Source organism: Staphylococcus sp. CoH_129_LAB_1, from assembly GCF_058191515.1.
In genome coordinates this window covers 1-22,446 of record NZ_JBXWKZ010000029.1, presented here as the reverse complement: position 1 = coordinate 22,446, position 22,446 = coordinate 1, and the positions used below count along the sequence as shown (strand labels likewise).

The window sequence follows — 22,446 nt, the reverse complement described above, 5'->3', positions numbered from 1 at the left end:
CCTCCATGAATTATATTGTACCAAAATCATTATATAACTACTAAAGTTTACTATAACTCAATGACGAATTTTTAAAATAACAATGTTATAATAGTGTATAAAAATAGGTTAAAGGAGTGCATTTAATTATGTCTGAGACTGTTTTTGGTAAGATACTTACAGGTGAAATTCCAAGCTATAAGGTTTATGAGAATGATTATGTTTATGCATTTTTAGATATTTCTCAAGTTACTAAAGGACACACACTTTTAATTCCGAAAAAAGCTTCTCCAAATATTTTTGAAACTGATGAAGAAACAATGAAACATATTGGAGTAGCTATTCCTAAAGTTGCTAATGCTATTAAAAAAGCATTTCAGCCTGATGGTTTAAATATTATTCAAAACAATGGAGAATTTGCTGATCAATCAGTGTTTCATTTACATTTCCATTTCCTTCCGCGTTATAAAAACGATATTGATGGTTTTGGTTATCAATGGGAAACACATGAAAAAGAAATTAATGATAATCAAAAAAAAGAAATTGCTGAACAAATTAAAGCTCAATTTGAATAATTCTGCATATTGAATATCATTTTCGGGTAATATAAAATGAAATCAATGTGTCGATGTCATATTTATAGTGAGTAGTTTAAATGAATCGTTACTTACTTAATAAAATGATAATATTTATTCTATTAACGACATAATAGTGAGGAGAATAAAAAATGAAAGTTACACGTGTATTATTTGGTATTGGTGTAGGACTTGCTTCTGGTATTGCTGTATCATGGATGAATCGTGACCAACAAGAATATAATGCTAATGCCTCTGAACAAAAAGTTCCTGCTGGTGCTCGCTCAGAACTAGAACGCGAAGTCGAAACAATTAAACGTAGTTTCTATAATATTATTGATTATAGTAAACAAGTGAAAAATGATAGTGTACAACAAGGTAGCGATATCGTTGGCGAATTTAAAAATTTAATTGGAGATTTTAAATCTGATATCAATCCTAATATTGAAAAATTAAAATCTCATATTGAGAATCTTCAAAATCGTGGAGAAGAAATTAGTAATACATTTTCAAAAGATAATAATAATGAAAAATAGAGCACTAACAGTAGGTTGAATTTAGCTATAAAGAAATTTACATTAATGGATTTCTTTATAGCTTTTTTTATTAATATACAATTTTAAATATGACCACACACCTCTATATCACAATCACTATTAAAAATAGTCTTGACGATAACGCAAGTTAGTTAGATAATACCTACCGTATATTAAACAACCTATTTCGAGGTGGAGTTATGTTTTTATGTAAACGTCATATAGATATCCATGCGCGATTTGGTGTCCCAAGACTTGCTTTTTTAAGTATTGTAACAACTATTATTGCGTTTTTAATTAGCTATGAAATTATGTATTATTTTGTTAAAACGCCTTTATCAGATAAATATTTTTTACTTTTACTATTATTTATCATTCTTATGTATCCTATTCACAAATCAATACATTTATTCTTCTTTTTACCATATATGCATGCGTTTAGATTGTATAAGTTGAATAAGAAAAAATGGCTTCCTTATTTTAATACTTATGTTAATACACCTGTACGTAAGTTTTATTTTTGTATTAATCTTATTTTGCCATTTTTAATAATTACAAGTATTTTAATTTTCCTGACTTATCATTTTCCAAGTTATGGTCATTATTTTATGTTCTTGCTTTCCTTAAATCTTGGTTTATCAGTTATGGATTTTTTATACTTAAAAATTATTCTTTTTTCTAAAGAAGGGCAATTTGTTGAAGAACACCAAACGGGTATCAATTTACTAACAAAAGTGCCATTTCATTCAAATTTCTAATATATAAATAGAATAGTTTTCATCATCGAAATAAATTTTCTTGGTTATTTTGAATATATTAAGTAGTCTATGACAACGTATGATGTCGTAGACTATTTTTTATTTTAATTATCTAATACTTTAGTTGTAAATCATCTTTTATTAATTGGTGGAATAATTATATTATGTTATAGTAGCTTTGTTAACATACAAAAAGGAGCTATCAACTATGAAAATTATGAATAAACTCATTGTCCCTGTTACAGCAGGTGCTTTATTACTTGGAGGATGTAGTTCTCATTCTACAGATTCTAAAGATAATACATTAATTTCTTCAAAGGCTGGTAATGTAACAGTTAAAGATGTTATGGATAAAATTGGTAAAGATCAAATTGCTAGCACATCATTTAGTATTGAGTTAAATAAAATTTTAGCTGATAAATATAAAGATAAAGTTGATACTAAGAGTATCGATGATGATATTAAAAAAGAAGAAAAACAATATGGTGGTAAAGATCAATTTGAAAGTATGCTAAAACAACAAGGTATGTCACTTGATGATTATAAAGAACAGAAAAAACTGTCTACCTACCAAAAACAATTACTTAATGATAAAGTCAAAGTTTCTGACAAAGAAATAAAAAATGAAACTAAGAAAGCATCGCATATTTTAATTAAAGTTAAATCTGATAGCGATAAAGAAGGCTTATCAGATAAAAAAGCGAAAGCAAAAGCTGAAGAAATTCAAAAAGAAGTTGAAAAAAACCCAAGTAAATTTGATAAAATTGCTAAAAAAGAATCAATGGATTCTGCTACAGCTAAAAAAGGTGGCTCATTAAGTTACGTAGTTAAAGGACAAATGGTCGATAATTTTGATAAAGCTTTATTCAAACTAAAAGAAGGTCAAATTTCAGATGTTGTTAAAACGGAATATGGCTATCATATTATCAAAGCTGATAAAGAAGATGACTTTAATAAACAAAAATCTCAATTGAAAACCAAAATTATTGAACAAAAAGTTCAAAAAAATCCAAAACTATTGACTAATGCTTATAAAGACTTATTAAAAGAATACGACGTAGATTATAAAGATAGTGATATTAAAAAATCTGTAGAAGACACTATTCTTAATCCAGAAAAATTAAAAGAACAACAAAGTAATTCATCTTCAGCAGGTTTATCTTCATAATTTTCATAAATCAAAAAATGCCTGAGACATTATGAGTTGTCTCAGGCATTTTTAATATTTTAGCAGGCAATGATTGAATTAAAGATACACTTGTACCAAAAATTTTTCAATACTGATGGACCCAACATAGAGACTTTTATAAACAAAGTCTACGGTCCAAAGAAAGTTGAAGCTCAGGATCCGGGTAAGACGGGCGAATTCAAAATGAATTCTGTCCTGCTCTTCTCTTTCGTCTATTTAAATTAATCTAATTTCTCTGGATTATAAAACTGACGATTATCCATACCGAATATTCTTTCAGTAAATTGCCCTTTTTCTGTTTTCTTAAATGCTTTATCAAACATATTCATTTTTGCGTCAATATTGTCAATAAAGAATAAAATTTCTGCTTCTTTTAGGTGTGGCAATTTAGGAGAACCAAACTCCATTTTTCCATGATGAGCTAAAATCATATGGCGTAGTAACATTACTTCTTCACTGTCGATACCTAGTTCTTTGGCAGCTTCAGCTACCTCATCACTAGCAATCGATATATGTCCAAGCAGATTTCCTTCTACCGTATATGTAGTAGCAACTGGCCCACTTAATTCTCTTACTTTACCTATATCATGCAATATAATCGCACTATATAACAAACTTTTGTTTAATAATGGATAAATATCACATAAAGATTTGGCAATTTTCAACATTGTAAGCACATGATAACTTAGCCCTCCTACAAAGTTGTGATGATGTGAACTTGCTGCAGGATAAGTAAAGAATTTATCTTGATATTTTTTTAATAAATGACGAGTAATTCTCTGTAAATGAGCATTTTCTATTTCTAGGATGAAATGAGATAATTCATCTTGAATTTCATTTGGTGAAAGTGGTGCACCATCTACAAAGTCTTGTGTCTTCACTCCATCTTCAGCTGTTGCTAATCGAAATTGATTGACTTTCATTTGTTTACGGCCACGATAGTTAATAACATCCCCTTTTACCCATACAATTACTTCAGGTTTTAGGATTTTCATGTCATCTTTAGTGACTGTCCATAGTTTGGCTTCAATATCTCCACTTTTATCTTGTAGATATAATGTCATATAATCTTTACCTTGTGCTGTCACACCTTGTGTTGCTCTATGGATTAAGAAAAAATTCTCAACCGAATCACCAGGATTTAATTTTTCTACGTTTCTCATCGTTTACCGCCTTCCTCATTTTTATTTAATATCAGCATTTCTCGAGAAGGAATCGTAGTATCTTTTGTACATGTGAAATATAATACTTGATGTTCTTTTGCTAATTCTCTTAAATAGTTTAACATCATTGTTTTTCTTTGTTTATCAAAATGAACAAATGCATCATCTATGATGATTGGGAATGGATAATAAGGTTTTAAAACCTTAATTAAACTAATTCTTAATGAAATATAAAGCAATTCCTTAGTTGATTGACTTAATTCAAGTGGATGGTACATTTGACCATTTCGATGCTTAACCATAATTGAGTCGTTTTCGTATGAAATTAAATTATAATTATCATTCGTTAATGATTTAAAAATATTAATAGCTTCATCAATCACATATGGTAAGCGTTTATCTTTAATTTGTTTAATATGTTCACTCACTAGTGTTTCAAGATAACTTAGACTCGCCCAATCTTTAGCAATATCATTCATTCTATTTTTTAAATTATAATATTGATGACGTAGTTGTGATAATGTTTTATCCGTTTCCATTTGATTGATACGTGCAGTAAGTTCACTCACTTCTGTTTGTTTATCTAGATATTTTTCATTATAATCATCCACTTGTTGCGCTAACATTTTATCTTCTTCTTCTAATTGTGCAGTTGTTTTTTCACTAAGAACTGAACTATCCTCATAAGAAAATTCATGATTGCTCAAATAAGAAGATAAATCATTAAAACGTGCAAGTTGTTGTTGATAATGTTGGTAAGCTTCATAGTGTTGATAATATTGCTCTTCATTTTGAACCTCAATATATTTAAACAATTCATTAATAGTCGTTCTATTTTCATCTAATCGACTTTCCAATTGTTTTAATTCTTTACTTAATAAACTTAATTGACTCTGCAATTGAGCTTTCTTTTCTTTTTTATTTTCATACTGAGAAATCCAACGTTTTAAATCATTAAATAAAGATAGTTTATTGAATTCATCTAAATTATTATTTGTAACATTTTGAGCATGATCATAGAAATTTATTAAGTTTTGGTTTATCTCTAAGTTCTCTAATAATAATTTACTAAGTTGTTTGTCATTAGCTTTAAGTTGATTCATTGTTTTCAAACTATCTACTAAACGTTCATTTGACATTTTATCTGATACTTTAATATCTTTTTTAATTTCAGAAATATCCTGTGTCAATGCATCAATTGAAGACTGGATATCTGATAAGACCGATTGTTGATGGTTAAGTTTATTAGAAAGTACTGTTTTAGTATTGTTAGCATTATTCCAGCGTTCACGTAATTGGTACTGATCATCTAGATTAAAATCTAAATCGTATTTATCTTCGAGTGCTTTAAGTTGCTGTTCTAAATCACTAATTTCATCACTAATTGTTTCGCTATAATCAATATCTTTGTTTTTACTGAAGAATAAACCAACTAAAAATATCAAAGTAAGAAATGTAAAGATAATACCAAAAGTAATGCTAGTTGTAATAAATGCAAAAATAGTTAAACCAGTACTTATCAAAGCCAAAATAATGAAACTTATTTTCAACCATTGATATCGCTTTTGCTTTCTCTCTTTTTCTGATTCAAAAGATGCTTTTAATTTTGAGTATAAATTTTCTTTTTCATGCAATTCTATTTTTTGCTGATTATATTCTTTTTTCTTTTCAAGTGCTGTTTCAGAGACGAGTTCACTTTCTAATGACTTAATTTCTTTTTCAACTTCTTTTTGTTCAATATTATTCTCATCAATCGTACGTTCAACTTGTTGCTTTTGATTTAATTGATGATTACGATTTTTAATTTTTTCGCTTATATAATCTTTCATTGTTTCAGAAGTATCTACTTCATGATAAACTTCATTCCAACCGATATCATCTAGTAATGTTTGTTGAGAACGTTCAAAAGTTTCTATTTCTTTTTTTAACGAGTTTGCTTTTAATTCACATTGTTTAATATCACTCTCTTGTTGATACAAATGATACATGTCACTTACAGTTCTATCGTCAGGTAATTGAATTAAGTCAAATTCATTTTCTAGTTGTCTAATCTTCTCATCTCGTAAACCTACATCTCGATCAAGTGATTGTTTGTATTTTAATGCCGTTTCATAACGTTCGATACCTTGTTCTGGAAACTCTAATGGCTCGATATTTAAATTATGTTCAAGGGATTTCCATTCTTGAGCATGGGCATGAAGTCCTAGTTGCTTTTGCTTATTTTCATGCATTTTTGATAGTTGCTTAAGATTTTCTTTTAAATGAGAAAGATGACGTTCTGATTTATCTTTTTCATCTATGAGACGTTGATATTCGTCTAATTTGGTTTCTTCATTTCTTATTTGTGCTTCTAATTGTTTTAATTCTTCAATTTGTTGATTTAAAATTGGATTTTTCCCAGCTTTTTTATAAAGGGTAGCCTTTTTTTGATTAACAATTTGACCCATAGATGTGAATTCAGATGAGCCTAAAGCACCTGCTTCTAGTAAATAACTTTGTAATTGTTGTTCATCTAAATTTCGATGAATATCTTGCAAGCCAAGTACATTAAATGAAAAAATTCCTTGATATGTCTTCTTTGAAATATAATTTAATTTCTTCTTAAGCCAAGCTTCATCTCTTATTAATCCATTTTCTAGATAAACTTTTACATCACCTTGGGCACTACCTTTGACACGCTCAACTTCAATTTCAGATTTATCGTCTAAAATAAGTGTAAGTTTACCTCCATACTGATTTCCTATTCTGGGTTCTAAACGTGGTTCTTTTTCTTTCTTTGTTGGAAAACCAAATAATATTGAATGGATAAACGATTGTATAGTAGATTTACCTGCTTCATTTTCCCCATAAATTTCGGTAAAAGTCTGATTTAATTCAATCTTACGTTGTACAAATTGACCATAACCATATATTTCAAGTGATTTAATAATCAATTTCTTCACCTCTCATATCAGCTTTCAATATTTTCTCAGCTCGATGAATGAGTGTTGCCTTATTGAAAGTGGTGTAGTCTTCTAAATATTTGGAAGCTCTTGGGTTTAAATATAAATCTGTCATTGCCTCTTCAAAAACTTTGTCATCATTTATTAATTCTTTAGAAAATTCATTTATAAGAGGGATTTCTTCATTCTGTATATAATTAAGAATAATATCTTCGATGACAATAAAATCATGTTCATTTTCTTCATACTCACTAATCATTTCTCTTATTTGAAGAATATCTTGTGTTGATAATATTTTGTCATTATCTATATTAATCGTTAATCTATAAAATGCTTTACCTTGTTCACGAACTTGTGTCTTAAACTTTTGAATTTCCTCATAGATGCCTTGCTTTGATATTTTATCAGTATCAATTGTAGCTTCTTCAAAACGTATAAATTGAGTTGGGATGAAAGTTGTTTCAAGATGTAAGTGATCTCCTTCTACAAGCAAACAACCTTTAGTTCCTAACTCTCCAAAGTGGCGGCCTTGAATGTTACCTGGATAATGAATAGGTGGCATATCACTTAGTTCTTGACGTTGGTGAATATGTCCAAGCGCCCAATAATGATACAGTTTATGATTAAGATCTTCTAAAATAAATTCAGTATACCGCTGTTTTATTTTAGATTTACTGTAAGTTCCATGAAGCATTCCTATATGTATACCATTATTTCCTTGACTAGATGGATATTCATCAATTTTATTTTCATAACTTGTATTATTTTGATAACTAAAGCCATGAATATAAATTTGTTCTCCTGCTTTTGTAATCGCTTGATAGGTTTCAACACGATTTGAAAATACTGAAACATTATTAGGCCAATTATCTGTGATTCTAGTTGTTAAAGGATCATGATTACCATGACATATGTATACAAATATTTGTTCTTTTTCTAGACGTTTAAATTGTTCTTTCAAAAAAATTTCAGCACGTAATGTACGATTTTCACTATCAAATAAATCTCCTACAATTAGCATAAAATCGACATCTTCTTTTAGTGCTACATCAACAATTTTTTTAAAACTCTCATAAGCACTTTTTTGTACATCTTCAAAAATACTTGTAGATAATTGTTGTTTAGATTTAAAAGGGCTATCAAGATGCAAATCTGCACAGTGAATAAATTTAACCATTAATTTAAGCTCCTTAAATATTTGATAAGGTTTCTTTATGTATTACTATATTTTACCATATCTTATGAATATGGGTCGATGAACTTTGGCATAAAAAAAACTACGCAATTTTATAAAAAATAGCGTAGTTTTCATTACCTAAATTATTAATTAGTCAACATAAATTTCGTCTAAAGGTTTTACAATAATTTGATTAATTTCTTGGAAAACTTGACTCATTTTTTGTTCTGCTTGCATTAATTGTGAAATATTTTCATCTTTTTCAATAGCTTGAGCTTGTTCTTGAGCTTTAGCTAATTCCTCTTCAGGAATTTCTTGGCCTTGCATTTGTTTTTGTTGGAAATTCATTTGAGTTTCGCGGAACTCGTCAAATAATTTTTTAGATTCTTCATTTTCTTTAACTTTAGCAAAAGCATCTTTAATAGCTTTGTATTCATCGCTATTTCTTAATGCTTGTTCTAGTTGATTTGCATGATCATATAAATTTACTGCCATTTTAAATTGCACTCCTTCGTGTAATAATGATGTTTTTACAACTCTTTAATACCATAACATATTATGATTAGTTATACAAAAATTGCGATTAAACCTTGGAAAAGACCAATAATACCACCTAAAATAAAGCCTAATAAGGTGATTAATTTTAATTCTTTATTAGCAATTTCAATAACCAACTTTTCAATATAATCTAAATCAAATGTATTGATTTGATCTTCTACCAATTTACGTATATTAATTTTTTGCATAATAGTTGAGAGATGTTTGGAAGCTTGACTAATAATAAGTTGTGTTACTTTATCTGATAACGTTGTTTCTAAATATTGTATTAATCTTGGTGATAGCTGATTAAGTGGTTTATCTATTTTGCCATTTAAGTCTAAATATGAAGTAATAAGTAAAGTAACTGAATCTGATAGTTTTGAAAATTGATATTCATCAATAACTCTTTCAAGCGATTGTTGTTTTAAAGTCTCATATTCTTTATTAATTACTTGATTAACAATACGTTTAGCTTTAGGATGATTTGTTAAACGAATCAATTCATGTTGAATTCTATCTGCAATACTTTCTTTTGTCATAAACATTTGTAGTAATCCAACGATTTTACCTTTTTCATTAAAAAATGTATCAAGCATATCATAAATATCACGCGCACCTTTATCAGATGACAAATAGACACGTGCTCTTTCACATAATAAATCTCCTAATGGCTCGACTTTCTTATCAATCATTTGCTTAGCTTCTTTTGGTAGTAACTTAACCATTTCTTCATTTCGATGATTATTATAATAAGATAAGAGTTTACGTGAAATTGTATCCTCTAACTTCTCATTGACTAAATAATCTATATTAATATCAAACTTCTTCGAAAAATTACGTATTGTAGCTTGATCACTTTTTAATTTTGTTATTTGGTCCTTAACTAATTCATTAATCGTTTCTTTAGTTTTCGTTTCATTTAGTTTGTTATGGATTAATGTTTCTGTAATGAGATGTTCTTCAATTACTTGCCCTATTTTTGTAGCTATTTCATCTCTTCTTTTAGGTATTAAACCAGGTGTAAATGGAATTCTCATATTAAATATATAGTGAGCTTTATAGGGATGAAACAACATTCTAATAGCTATAACATTCGTGACACCGCCAATGATTGCTCCTATTACTATCATAAAAATGACTAATAATACTGCTTGCATTTAAATAACTCCTTAATTTTTATATAAGCAATAGCAAAATTATACCATGACAATTGTAAACTTCATAACTTAATTGTCTAATATACTCTTATATTTAATAATTTTTGAAATAAAAAAATAATGAATTCATTGCAAAGTCACAGTGAATTCATTACTAATTGAAAATAGTGATTCAGTTAAAAGTTAACTCTTCTATCACTATTTTTTATTTATATTAAACGTGCATTAATTCTTCTTTAGCATTTCTATTAAAATAAGTTTCTGCTTCTCTTAATTTAGATGTTCCAAAAATAGGTTGTTTCTCAGGATTAAGCACTCTGTAGACATTACTTACTTTATTACTTTGTAAAATAAATCCATTACGAGTCTCTATTGTATTCCAATAAATATCACTTGTTGTTGAATGATTAGGATATGCACAATGATTTCTTGAAATCGTTTGTACAATTTCTAATGGATCACAACCAAATGTATTATTTAAAACATCTGAATCTCTAAATAAAGCACAAATTGATACACAAGTTGTCCAGTTTGGTAATACACGTTCTTTTTCAATTTGAACAAGTGTTTTTTTCGAAAGACCAATTGTTTGTGCCATAGTATCTTGTGTGTATCCTGCTTCAATACGCACCATTTTAAATTTTGTTTGAATTAAATCTGTAAAACTCTGTCTATCCATTACTCTTCTCTACCTTTCTAATAGAAGTTATTTTATCCGGACGCAAGAAATTGCAATAATACACATTTCTTGAAACACAAATTACATCTTAATATATTTTCAATAAAATGAAAAGAGAAATTTTTGTTTTTACATATAATTTTATAAATGGCAAAATTATCAAAATAATTAAACTAATAATATAAGTAATTTATTTGTAGTTATCTCATTTTAAGAATAACATTTTTGCCTTTTAACAGGCCCATTTCATTTATAATAATTTATTTTCAATGGCATATATAGCAGCTTGTGTACGATCTGAAACTTGTAATTTATTAAATATATGACTGACATGTGTTTTTATTGTTTTCTCAGATACAAATAAGCTTTTTGCAATTTCTTTATTTGTCTTACCTTTCACCATTTCTTTTAATACTTCCATCTCTCTTTTAGATAATTTATTATTAAAGTGTGGTTTTTCATGCATTGAATCAATTACATTTTTAACTTTTGGATGTATTATTTTCTCATTATTTAATACTTTGGTAATCGTAGCAATAAGCTTTTGCGGTTCAACATCTTTAATTTCATAACCATCAGCACCTTCATTAATGGCAGACATCACATATTCATCATCTACATAACTTGTAAGCACCAACACTTTTATGTAAGGATAATATTTTTTTATATAATGTGTAACTTCGATGCCATTCATGTTTGGCATAACTAAATCTAATAATACTAAATCAGGGACATTACTTTCATTTAAATATTTAATAAATGATTCACCATCTGAAAAACTTGCTTGTATATCTAAACCATCAACTGTTGAAATCAAAAATTCTAATCCTTGTCTAACAATGTGATGATCATCGATTAAAACGATACTTGCCAAATTTATCACCTACTTTAAATTGGAATAATAAGGTAAATAGTTGTTCCCCTTTGTTCATCTGATTTTATGTTAAATTCTCCGTCTAAACTATGAATACGTTGTTTCATATTTTTTAGCCCATGTGTCGTTTGATTTAAGTAATCACTCACATTGAATCCTATCCCATCATCATAGATTTTAATATTTAATTGATGTTCATATTGTTGAATATTTATAGATACATGATTCGTTTGTGCATGTTTCTTCGTATTATTTAAAGCTTCTTGAATCATTCGATACACATTTTCTTCAACTAAATTGGATAACTTAATCAATCCCTTTACTTCGATACTTAATTTCAAATCTAACATACTCGCATAATATTTAATCGCATTCACTAACCCATGTTCCAATCCAATTGGCTTAAGTTGCCAAATTAATGCACGCATTTCGTTTACTGCGTTTTGACTAGTATCTTCAATCATCTTAAATGCTTTTTTAGCCATTGTATCCTCAGTAATGTCATATGCAGCATGAGCTGTTAGTTTTAGTGAAAACAGCATTTGGTTAACTGAATCATGTAAATCACGCGCTAAGCGATTTCGTTCACTTATTCGTGCCGCTTCTTTTTCTTGGTCTGTTAAATATATACGCTTAATTGCAGAACCTATTTGTAAAGCCACTGATTCTAGTAACTCTAAGTCATCTTGACTATATACTACAGTATGAGGTGTCGCGACATTTAATAATCCATACTGTTCATCTCCAGATCTAAGCGGTACTGTCGCATGATGAGTAATAAAATTATCATCTTTTTCACTTTCTTGGTTAGCTAAATTGATTCTAGAACAATTGATAATATTAGATGCTTTTGTTAGATTTTTATGATGATAGGCATTCACACACCAACACGTACCATTATTTAAATAATTACAATTATTATTTTTTAAAGAGTGTGGTAGATCAGTGCTAGCTACAAGTTCTTGTTCACCTTTTTTATTTATAAAAAAAATCCAACCTGTTGTAAAACTGCTGCCATTGATTAAGTAGTCTAACGCTTTATTCATCATATTATATAATTCAGTTTCTTCATTAAGATATTCTGCAATTTCTTTTAATAATGCTAAACGTGTCGGTTTTTCCATATTTTCGCCCCATCATATTATTTTGCGTCTATTATTATATCGTTCATTTTAAAATTTAAAAATAGAATAATAAAAAAACAATTATAATTGTAAATTATGATATGATTAAACAGTATGTAATAGGAGGATAATATGAAATTTAATGTACCTGAAACTTTTAATAACTATACGTTACGTGAAATTTTTCAAAAGTTGAAATTACCAAAAAAAGATTTGCACCAATTAAATATGTCTAAAGATATCACGATTAATCAGCAGCCTAGTAAATTGACAGATAAAGTCATCACAAATGATGTTGTTTATATTCCTATCCCTGAAGAAAAAAGTAATTATTTACCAAGTTATCGTTACGCACAAATTGTCTATGAAGATGATGATTTAGCTATTGTCATGAAACCTAAAGGGGTTAAAACTCATCCTAATGATTTAAAAGAAAGTAACACACTGATGAACCATGTTATTTATACAATAGATAGCGACTACGTTGAACCGATTCATCGTCTAGACCAAGAAACTGTAGGTTTATTAATAGTTGCTAAAAATTCTTTAATGAAAAAAATACTAGATAGAATGCTTGAAGAGAATCAAATTACACGTATCTATCGTGCAAATGTAAAAGCTTTACTACCTCTAAAACCACAAACAGTTGATATGCCGATTGGTAAAGATAAATTCCATCCGAATAAACGCCGTATATCTAATACTGGTCAACGGGCCATCACTCATATTTTAACGTCAAAAATGATTAAAGAAGGCGTTTGTCAATTGGAGATAAAATTAGATACTGGACGTACCCATCAAATACGTGTACATTTAGCAGAAATTGGCCATCCTGTCATAGGAGACCCACTATATGGAGACGCTACTTTACGTCAACTAGAATTAAATAGTTATAAAATTGAGTTTAATCACCCACTTACACAAGAATTGATTTCTGTAAGTTTAGATGATGAATAAATTTTAAAAATGCTCCTTTTAGATAACGCATATCAAAGCATTATCTTTCAAAGGAGCATTTCAATTAACTATATTCTTTTAGTGAGGATCAACCATATCTTCTAGTTTGATCCACTCCGTGAATTGTTCTTCCGTAACATATCCAGAATTAATTGCAGACTCTTTAAGTGTTAAACCTTCTTTATGCGCTTTTTTAGCAATTTGAGCTGCTTTTTCATATCCAATATGAGGATTTAGTGCCGTTACAAGCATCAATGATTGGTTTAAATAATGATTGATATTTTCTTCAATTGGTTCAATACCTATGGCACAATTTTTATTAAATATTTCCATTCCATCGGCTAATAAGTAAATAGATTGCAATGTATTATGAAGAATAACAGGTTTAAATACATTAAGTTCAAAATTACCTTGAGAACTAGCTATACCTACTGTCGTATCGTTTCCCATGACTTGTACTGCAACCATTGTTAGCATTTCGCATTGGGTGGGATTTACTTTACCAGGCATAATTGACGAACCGGGTTCATTTTCTGGAATTGAAATTTCTGCAAGTCCGGCTCTAGGTCCTGAAGCAAGCCATCTAACGTCATTTGCAATTTTCATTAAATCGGCTGCTAATGCTTTTAATGTTCCATGAAGTTGTACCACTTCGTCATGTGAAGTTAAAGCATGAAATTTATTTTCAGATGAAACGAACGCATAGCCTGTATGTTCTGATATATATTTAGCAACTTTATCTCCAAATTCTGGGTGTGCGTTAATTCCTGTTCCAACTGCTGTTCCACCAATAGCTAAGTTTAACATATGTTGTTTAGATTCTGCTAATAACTGTTCACATTTATCTAGCATATAGCGCCATCCACTAATTTCTTGTCCTAATCGAATTGGAGTAGCATCTTGTAAGTGAGTTCTACCAATTTTAATAATCGATTGGTATTGGTTTTCTTTTTCTTTAAAAGTATCTCGTAAATGTTTTAAAGCAGGTTCTAATTTCGTTTCAATTTCATGATATAAAGCCACATGCATAGCAGTTGGGAATGTATCATTTGAACTTTGAGATTTATTAACATCATCATTCGGATGAATCGATTCGTCGCTATTATGTTTTTTTAAGTAATCATTTGCCACATAACTTACTACTTCGTTCACATTCATATTACTTTGTGTACCGCTTCCAGTTTGCCATACAACTAAAGGAAAATGATCATTAAGTTCTCCCTTTAAAATCAAGTCACAAGCATAAACAATAGCATCTTTCTTAGTATCACTTAATTTTTCTAATTCATGGTTAGCAAGTGCGGCACCTCTTTTTAATTGAGCAAAACCATAAATCACTTCAATAGGCATCTCTTCTTTACCCACTGGAAAATTACGCTTACTTCTTTCAGTTTGTGCTCCCCAATATTTATTAGAAGGTACTTCAATTTCACCAAACGTATCATGTTCAATTCTTACAGACATTCAATAATCCCCCTTATTTATTATTTAATAATAGTATATCACTAATAAAATTAATGAATCAATTCGAATATAAAGCGGTTTCATTTAGAAAAAATAAAACACATGAATTTTCATTACTTCATGTGTTGGAAAATAGATTTTATTCATATTTATATTTTACAGCTTTTACAACTGAAATAGCACTGATTATATATAAAATAGCGCTTATGCCAAGAGTAACAGGACTTATATTTACTAATATACTTAAAATCCCATTTAAATTTTGGTAAAAGTCATTAAGTGTATATACCAAAATTCCTGTTACAATTAGTATACATATTACACTTATTATAATTCCTTTTTGATTACTCTTGATGAATGGTTGAGCAGTTGCATTATCTATTAAACCTTTTGATAAATTTAATTGTAGTTGAATCACTTTAAATAACACTGGTAGATAGAGTGCTCCTAAAGCAATGGGAAAACCTTTAATAGATATTAAGCTAACAATTATTGTAATAATAGTCAAAGGTAACCAATACTTATGTAACATATTTTTATCTCCTTAATTTTCATTAAAATATATTGTATCATACGTTGTCTTGCATAAAAAAAGCACTTCAATTAATCCATCTTATTGATTAATTAAAATGCTAATATATATTACTTTAAATCTGAACGAACTTCTGTATCATGTGTCTGATTGTATTTATCTTCATCATTTTCTTCAGAAATTTGTTCCATTTCTTTTCCCAATGATTCTACATCATCCATATCTTGAACCATTGAATTTTCATCTTCATGATAATTACGTTTACTATGTTTTCCCATAAAAATAACCTCACAATATAAATTAAATATTATGCAAATCTTGCTGTGAAGTATTCTTTAACATCTTCAGGTAATCCATTTGCAGCAGCTCTATCTAAAATAACTGTTACCATACGATGTGCTTTTAAATCAGCTGGTGTAAAGCTTGATTTACCATTTTCTTCATATAATCGTTTAATAACCTCACTTTTTTCAGCACCAGTTACAACTATGATAATTTCGCGTGCATTCATCAAACCTTGACGAATATTAACATCTAAGTGCCCTGAATTATCAATAGAAACAACTTGTAAAGTAAGTTTACCTTTATTTTCTTTTGTTTTAATTCTATCATTAATTAATGATTCGGCATCATCATCTAAACTAATAGAATATACTTGTTCAGAAGGCACACCTAGAGCTTCATAGTATGAATGATTATCATCATAATCAAGAATATTAATTTGACTGAAATCTACGGCGTTACGATCAACTGATTTTTTTAATTCATCTAATACAGGTGCAGTTTCTTTATTTAAATGGAATCCAGCAATGGTTGTTGGGTTATTATTAAATTGTTTTCTAATAATATCTCCAGCATAGTCTGCTGCATGTTGTTTATCTTCAAATACTTTAAAATTCATTGCCATAATAAGTACACTCCTCTAAATGTAAAATTTATCTAAAATAATTCATTTATTTACTAAACTACCCTATTTAAGGGATTATCAAACTATTTTAAAATTTTTATAATAATTCACTAATAAATATAACATTTTTTATTCTATTATAGTATTTAATTTTAAATTCTATTTTAATCCTGGGAAGTTTTGTTGTCGCAATGCTTCGTAAATTAATAAAGCCGCAGTATTAGATAAATTTAAAGAACGAATATGATCACTCATTGGAATTCTTAAAGCAGTATCTGCATATTTCTCTTTCACCCAATCTGGTAGACCTGTTGTTTCTCGACCAAAAATAAAATAATTTTCTATTTCTGTATTTGAAAAATCAAAGTCACTATAGGTTTGTTTCCCAAACTTAGTAAGTAAATAATATTTACCATTTGTCACTTCAAAAAATGATTCAATATTTTCATGGTAAGTGATATTAACATGTTCCCAATAATCTAATCCAGCTCTTTTCAGCATCTTATTATCTGTACTAAAGCCTAATGGTTTAATTAAATGTAAGTGTGTATTGGTACCTGCACATGTACGTGCGATATTTCCAGTATTTGCAGGTATTTCTGGTTGAAATAACACAATATGATTTGTCATTTTATTTCCTCATTTCTAGTCCTTTTTTCATTTCTATCTGAACTTCTTCAATCTCACTATCAAAGTGTTCATAAATAAATGTCATTGCATCATCACCTAGTATTTGACCGATAGCCCAATATGCTGTTCCTCTTATCATTGGCCTTGGATCATTTAGTGCTACTTCTTTTAATTCAGGAATAGCCGCTTCTTCACCAAAATGTGCAAGTGCAATAATTGCATTACGTTGTATAGGTTTCTTTCCTCTCCAAGCTCCTGCCAAATGACCATAAGTATTTTTAAACTCTTTATTACTCATTTGTAATAATGGAACTAAACGTGGCTTTAATATTTCAGGTTCTAAAATAATATCTTCGTGAGTGGTATTTATGCCTCTATTTTTCGGACAAACTTGTTGACAAGTATCACAACCATAAAGACGATTACCAATTTTATATCGATACTCATCTTTTAAATATCCTTTAGTTTGAGTTAAAAAGCTGATACATTTTTGAGAATTCAGTTGACCATTCCCTACTAAAGCACCCGTTGGACATCTATCTACACAAATCGTACAATCTCCACAACTATCTAATATAGGATCATCTGGTTCAAAAGGAATACTAACTAACATTTCTCCTAAATATGTCCAAGTTCCTAAATCTGAATTAATAACAAATCCATTTCTACCAACGAATCCTAATCCTGCTCTTTCAGCTACAGCACGATCTGAAAGTACTCCAGTATCAACCATGCTTTTTATTTCTACATCAGGAACTTTAGATTGAATAAAATCACTTAATTTATCTAATCTTTTTTTCATAATTGAATGATAATCTTGACCCCAAGAAGCCCTCGCAAACATCCCTCTTCTATCACCTTTTACACTTTTTGGTGCTCCTTTTAACTTATTAGGATAGCCAACAGCTATAGCTATGATAGAACGCGCTGTGGGTAATGATAATTTAGGCTCTGTTCGCAACGCGATATCTGATTCTTCAAAACCTGATTCATAACCTTTTTCATGGTAATCTACTAACTTTTGTTTCAATTCATCGAAAGGATCAGCAGTGGTAAAACCAATACTATCTATACCAATGGAATAAGCATATTCAATGATTTCCTGTTTAAGTTGATAGTTCGTCAACGCTCTTGCCTCCTATAAAAAAGTCCATAGAACATTTTAACATAATCTTAATTTTTTATGATATTGAAATAATTTACAAATTAAAAAGAGTCCGGGACATAAAATTTCTGGATAAGTGAAAAAAGACAATTTCTATTGAAATAATATAGAAATTGTCTTTTTTATAAATTTTTTGATTATTTTTAGCTCATTGAGCTGTTACTTTTCTCACATTAAGTGCCATTAGCACAAATCCTAGTTCTCTTTTAGCTTTATTTATCCCTTGAACGGACATTCGAGTGAAACCCAAAATAGTCTTCATAAATCCAAAAACAGACTCCACATCAATTTTTCTTTGACTATAGATGGTTTTTGTTTTTGGTTCTAAAAGCTTTTTATTAATTTAGGCTTTAAAATATTCCTAATTATAATTTTTTATTATCATTTACATGTCGTGAAATATCATTTGTGGGGATCAGAATTGAAGTTCCCATAATAAACATTTATTACTTTTTAGATATAAAGTTTTATAAATGTATTATCAGTCTTCAAATTCAACATTTTATAACACTTTTGCTAAAAAATTTTTAGTTCTTTCATTTTTTGGATAATTAAATAATTGTTCGGGTGTTTCACTTTCAACAACATATCCATCAGCCATAAATATCACTTTATCACTAACATCTTTAGCAAATCCCATTTCATGAGTTACAACTACCATTGTCATACCTTCTTTAGCTAAATCTTTCATTACTTTAAGTACTTCATAAACAACTTCAGGATCAAGCGCTGATGTTGGCTCATCAAATAGTATTACATCAGGATGCATAGCTAGAGCTCTTGCTATTGCTACCCTTTGTTTTTGCCCGCCAGAAAGTTGAGATGGATATGCATTTTCTTTCTCTTCAAGTCCCACTTTTTTTAGAAGTGCTTTGCCTTCAATTTTTAATTTTTCTAAATCAACCTTTTTTAATAACTTGGGCGCTAGAATTACATTTTCAAGTGCTGTTTTATGAGGAAATAAATTAAAATTTTGAAATACCATTCCCATTTTTTGACGTAATTCATTTAAATTTATATTTTTTTGTGTTAATTCTTTTCCCTCAAAAATAACTTTTCCATTTGATGGTGTTTCTAATAAATTCATACATCTTAATAATGTACTTTTACCGCTTCCTGATGGTCCTATAATTGCTACAACTTCACCTTTATTAACCTCTAAATTAATATCTTTAAGTACTTCATTGTTATTAAATGATTTATTTAAATTTTGAACTTTAATCACTGGCTTTCATTCTCCCTTCGATTAAACTCATACCTCTAGATAATGTAAATGTTAAAATAAAGTACATTATCGCAGCGATAATTAATGGTGTAAAAGGATCAAATGAAATACCTTGTACAACCTGAGCGTTAAACATAATTTCTCCTACTCCAATAGTAGAAACAATAGATGATTCTTTAATTAATGTTACAAATTCATTACCTAACGCCGGTAAAATATTTTTAATTGCTTGTGGTAAAATAATATGTTTCATTGTTTTAGTATAGTTTAACCCTAGGCATTGAGCTGCCTCTGTTTGTCCTTTATCAACAGCATTAATTCCTCCTCTGAATATTTCTGCAATATAAGCCGAAGAATTAATAACTAATGCAATAGTACCACATACTAATGCTGCAACTTCTAAACCAAGAGCAGCTGTTGTTCCGAAGAAAACTAAGAATACTTGAACTAACATAGGTGTTCCTCTTAAAAATTCTATGTAAACAGATGCAATCCATGAAAGTAATTTAAACTTACTCAATTTAGCTAAAGCAATTAAAGCCCCTAATACTGCTCCTAATACTACTCCAATAATTGATATCAATATTGTATTTTTAAGTCCTTTAATGAAAAATGTACCATACTTATCAAAAAAGCTACTATCGTCTTGCATTTCTTTTGAAGCTTTTTCCATGTATTTGCTAATTAAGTGTTGATCATTCACTTCTTTAATAGATTTATTGATATTTGCTAAAAGAATAGGTGAATTTTTTGGCACGGCTATGACATTATCTTTCTTTTCTTCATTAAAATTCATATTAGCTATCATTAAGCTATTATTTTGTTTTACATATGCTTCAGCAACTGGCTTTTCTATTACTAAACCTTCTACCTTATTGCTTTTAACTGCAAGAATAGCATCAGGCAAACGATTTAATGAACTAATATTTGCATTTTCTATTTCTTGTTGAGCAATTTTTTCTTGTTCAGTCCCTTTTTGTGCAGCAATTTTTTTATTAGAAAAATCTTTTAGTGTATGAAATTTATTCTTATCGCTTTTTCTAATGATCATTACATTACTTGTTTTAGTATAAGAATCTGAGAAATCAACTTCTTTTTTTCTTTCTGGTGTTGAAGTCATTCCAGAAATAATAACATCAATTTTACCCGTTTTTAATGCACCTAGTAAACTATCAAATTGCATATTCACAATCTTTAATTTTAAGTGATTATCTTTAGCAATTTTTTTAGCTAAATCAATATCGATACCTGCATATTCACTTTTGCCTTTTACAGTTTTTTCAAATTCAAATGGTGCATAATCAGCTGATAATCCTACCCTTAATTCTCCACTTTCCTTAATTTTTTCCCATTTTGCATCTTGATCAGCGTGAGCCATTGGTTCTATATATATAAAGGTCAAACTAATTAAGATTGCTATGATAACTGTTTTTAAAATATATTTCATATAGCAACCTCCTGTAACTTTTTCATTATTATACATAATAAAGAATTAATATGCAATAAAAATTTTAAACAAAAAAAGCATCTATAGTAATATAGATGCTTAAATACCATTAAAATAATATTATTGATGTGTAATTTCAAATCTATAAATATTATCGTTATATAAAGGTATAAACTTTTTGCATAATTCATGAATAATAAAAGCACTAATGAATGGAACAATAAAATAACCTAATGCTAATAGAATAATATTAAATGTCGAATCACCCGGCATTCTATTAAACGCATTAATTGGACCAACTAATCCTGTATAACCAAATCCAGCTGATAATGGTGTTCCTTTTATACCAATGAAGTATGTTAACAAACCTGAAATAATACCATTAATGGTTAATGGTATTGCAATGATTAAATGTTTTAAATAAACAGGAATCATCATCTTCGCAGCGCCAATAAATAAAACTAAATTGACACCAACTGAATTAACACGTAAAGAACCAAAGAAAAAAGTAACGCATGCAGCAACAATTCCCATGTTTGCTGCACCACTACCTAACCCATTTAAACTAATAGCTGTAGCAATAGCAACTAGAGATATTGGTGTAACCATTAATAATGAAAATGTCACACTTATCAAAATAGACATAATTAAAGGATTAAACACAGTAAATGAATTAACCATATGTCCTAAACTTTTTGTAATAATTTGTATCTTTGGCAAAGTCATTAAACCAATTAATCCGCTTACTACGGGAATTAATACAGGTAAAATTATCATTTCTAAAGACCCTAATTTTCCCTGTAATATTAAATATAAAGCACATGCAATGATAACAACTAAGATTACATTTATAATATCGCCTATTCCTTTTAGTACAATACCATTTGTATTCATTTGTATAGCTCCAGAGCCTAACATTGCTGATACTCCTATCATACTAGCACCAGCACCACTAAACTTAAATTGATGTGCTGCCAGGATTCCAATTATAAATGCCATAAATGATTGAATAATTAGCACTAATTGAAAAGCAATCTCTAATATTGGATGTTGATCTTTAAATAATTTTAGCAGTTCTCCTAAAAGAGCATTAGGAAGTAATGCAATAACTACTCCCGTACCTACTGCGTTAAGAATATTACTAAAAAAATATTTTAAGCTTATTCTAGTTCTACTCATAATAGCCTCCAATTTTAAACATTAGCTATATAATATTATAATATCTCATTTTATACAATATAAAATAAACAGATAAAAAACAGTTAAAAGTTTTTCTAATAAAAAAAGAGTCTGGGACATAAAGTTTCTGAATAAGTGAAAAAAGACAGTTTCTATTGAAATAATATAGGAATTGTCTTTTTTATAATTTTTTTGATTATTTTCAGCTCGTCGAGCTGCTACTTTTCTTATATTAAGTGCCATTAAT

Annotated in this window: 23 protein-coding genes and 1 pseudogene; 5 read left to right on the top strand and 19 right to left on the bottom strand. The window is 28.8% G+C overall.

What is annotated here, in order from left to right:
* Positions 1-128 precede the first annotated feature (128 nt).
* The 4 genes from AC2FB1_RS08875 to prsA all read left to right on the top strand — a co-directional run bounded on the left by AC2FB1_RS08875 (position 129) and on the right by prsA (position 3,016).
* Positions 129-554: an HIT family protein gene (locus tag AC2FB1_RS08875; RefSeq protein ID WP_490674864.1), complete on the top strand. Its 426-nt coding sequence runs from the start codon at positions 129-131 to the stop codon at positions 552-554.
* Between the two features lie 152 nt (positions 555-706).
* Entirely contained in the window at positions 707-1,090 is a 384-nt protein-coding gene (locus AC2FB1_RS08870) for a YtxH domain-containing protein (protein WP_490674863.1), read from the top strand.
* Between the two features lie 200 nt (positions 1,091-1,290).
* Positions 1,291-1,848: a DUF3267 domain-containing protein gene (locus AC2FB1_RS08865; RefSeq protein WP_490674862.1), complete on the top strand. Its 558-nt coding sequence runs from the start codon at positions 1,291-1,293 to the stop codon at positions 1,846-1,848.
* 208 nt (positions 1,849-2,056) lie between these two features.
* Entirely contained in the window at positions 2,057-3,016 is a 960-nt protein-coding gene (gene prsA, locus AC2FB1_RS08860) for a peptidylprolyl isomerase PrsA (RefSeq protein ID WP_490674861.1), read from the top strand.
* A gap of 242 nt (positions 3,017-3,258) precedes the next feature.
* Here prsA and yhaM read toward each other — a convergent pair whose 3' ends face one another.
* The 8 genes from yhaM to AC2FB1_RS08820 all read right to left on the bottom strand — a co-directional run bounded on the left by yhaM (position 3,259) and on the right by AC2FB1_RS08820 (position 12,693).
* A complete protein-coding gene (yhaM, locus tag AC2FB1_RS08855; protein ID WP_490674860.1) occupies positions 3,259-4,200 on the bottom strand; it encodes a 3'-5' exoribonuclease YhaM in 942 nt (313 codons plus the stop codon).
* The gene (locus AC2FB1_RS08850; protein ID WP_490674858.1) at positions 4,197-7,133 is read right to left on the bottom strand and encodes an AAA family ATPase; all 2,937 of its coding nucleotides are present in this window, start codon (positions 7,131-7,133) and stop codon (positions 4,197-4,199) included. Before AC2FB1_RS08850 ends, yhaM begins: the two co-directional genes overlap by 4 nt.
* On the bottom strand, positions 7,123-8,319 hold the full coding sequence (locus AC2FB1_RS08845) for a metallophosphoesterase family protein (protein WP_490674857.1): 1,197 nt from the start codon (positions 8,317-8,319) through the stop codon (positions 7,123-7,125). Before AC2FB1_RS08845 ends, AC2FB1_RS08850 begins: the two co-directional genes overlap by 11 nt.
* 150 nt (positions 8,320-8,469) lie before the next feature.
* Positions 8,470-8,814, bottom strand: coding sequence for a YlbF/YmcA family competence regulator (locus AC2FB1_RS08840; RefSeq protein WP_490674856.1), 345 nt, complete (start codon positions 8,812-8,814; stop codon positions 8,470-8,472).
* A gap of 71 nt (positions 8,815-8,885) precedes the next feature.
* Entirely contained in the window at positions 8,886-10,016 is a 1,131-nt protein-coding gene (locus AC2FB1_RS08835; protein ID WP_490674855.1) for a DUF445 domain-containing protein, read from the bottom strand.
* Between the two features lie 214 nt (positions 10,017-10,230).
* Positions 10,231-10,695: an XRE family transcriptional regulator XdrA gene (gene xdrA, locus AC2FB1_RS08830; RefSeq protein WP_490674854.1), complete on the bottom strand. Its 465-nt coding sequence runs from the start codon at positions 10,693-10,695 to the stop codon at positions 10,231-10,233.
* A 250-nt stretch (positions 10,696-10,945) separates the two neighbouring features.
* Positions 10,946-11,569, bottom strand: coding sequence for a response regulator (locus AC2FB1_RS08825; RefSeq protein ID WP_490674853.1), 624 nt, complete (start codon positions 11,567-11,569; stop codon positions 10,946-10,948).
* 14 nt (positions 11,570-11,583) lie between these two features.
* Complete coding sequence (locus AC2FB1_RS08820; protein WP_490674852.1) at positions 11,584-12,693, bottom strand: GAF domain-containing sensor histidine kinase; 1,110 nt, start codon at positions 12,691-12,693, stop codon at positions 11,584-11,586.
* Positions 12,694-12,825: 132 nt separating this feature from the next.
* Between AC2FB1_RS08820 and AC2FB1_RS08815 the strand changes: the two genes are divergently transcribed.
* Complete coding sequence (locus AC2FB1_RS08815; RefSeq protein ID WP_490674851.1) at positions 12,826-13,650, top strand: RluA family pseudouridine synthase; 825 nt, start codon at positions 12,826-12,828, stop codon at positions 13,648-13,650.
* A 78-nt stretch (positions 13,651-13,728) separates the two neighbouring features.
* Here AC2FB1_RS08815 and fumC read toward each other — a convergent pair whose 3' ends face one another.
* The 11 genes and pseudogenes from fumC to AC2FB1_RS08760 form a co-directional block, all read right to left on the bottom strand.
* A complete protein-coding gene (gene fumC, locus AC2FB1_RS08810) occupies positions 13,729-15,114 on the bottom strand; it encodes a class II fumarate hydratase (RefSeq protein ID WP_490674850.1) in 1,386 nt (461 codons plus the stop codon).
* Between the two features lie 139 nt (positions 15,115-15,253).
* A complete protein-coding gene (locus tag AC2FB1_RS08805) occupies positions 15,254-15,646 on the bottom strand; it encodes a hypothetical protein (RefSeq protein WP_490674848.1) in 393 nt (130 codons plus the stop codon).
* Positions 15,647-15,756: 110 nt separating this feature from the next.
* Positions 15,757-15,924, bottom strand: a complete 168-nt coding sequence (locus AC2FB1_RS08800; protein WP_490674847.1) for an SAS053 family DNA gyrase inhibitor — start codon at positions 15,922-15,924, stop codon at positions 15,757-15,759.
* Between the two features lie 29 nt (positions 15,925-15,953).
* Positions 15,954-16,553, bottom strand: coding sequence for a 6-phosphogluconolactonase (locus AC2FB1_RS08795; protein ID WP_490674846.1), 600 nt, complete (start codon positions 16,551-16,553; stop codon positions 15,954-15,956).
* 159 nt (positions 16,554-16,712) lie between these two features.
* On the bottom strand, positions 16,713-17,183 hold the full coding sequence (gene trmL / locus AC2FB1_RS08790; RefSeq protein ID WP_490674845.1) for a tRNA (uridine(34)/cytosine(34)/5-carboxymethylaminomethyluridine(34)-2'-O)-methyltransferase TrmL: 471 nt from the start codon (positions 17,181-17,183) through the stop codon (positions 16,713-16,715).
* Position 17,184: 1 nt separating this feature from the next.
* Positions 17,185-18,309: a tRNA epoxyqueuosine(34) reductase QueG gene (queG, locus tag AC2FB1_RS08785; protein ID WP_490674844.1), complete on the bottom strand. Its 1,125-nt coding sequence runs from the start codon at positions 18,307-18,309 to the stop codon at positions 17,185-17,187.
* Positions 18,310-18,382: 73 nt separating this feature from the next.
* Positions 18,383-18,730 (bottom strand): annotated as a pseudogene (locus AC2FB1_RS08780) (transposase); the annotation flags it as partial.
* Positions 18,731-18,850: 120 nt separating this feature from the next.
* Positions 18,851-19,573 (bottom strand): amino acid ABC transporter ATP-binding protein, encoded by a 723-nt coding sequence (locus AC2FB1_RS08775; RefSeq protein WP_490674843.1) that lies wholly within the window; start codon positions 19,571-19,573, stop codon positions 18,851-18,853.
* A complete protein-coding gene (locus AC2FB1_RS08770; RefSeq protein ID WP_490674842.1) occupies positions 19,566-21,020 on the bottom strand; it encodes an ABC transporter substrate-binding protein/permease in 1,455 nt (484 codons plus the stop codon). The genes AC2FB1_RS08775 and AC2FB1_RS08770 overlap by 8 nt, the downstream gene beginning before the upstream one ends.
* Positions 21,021-21,140: 120 nt before the next feature.
* Positions 21,141-22,199 carry a PTS sugar transporter subunit IIC gene (locus AC2FB1_RS08765; RefSeq protein ID WP_490674841.1) on the bottom strand — a complete coding sequence of 353 codons (1,059 nt, stop codon included), beginning with the start codon at positions 22,197-22,199 and terminating at the stop codon, positions 21,141-21,143.
* Between the two features lie 45 nt (positions 22,200-22,244).
* On the bottom strand, positions 22,245-22,446 hold a 202-nt coding region (locus tag AC2FB1_RS08760), incomplete at its 5' end, for a hypothetical protein (RefSeq protein ID WP_490674840.1).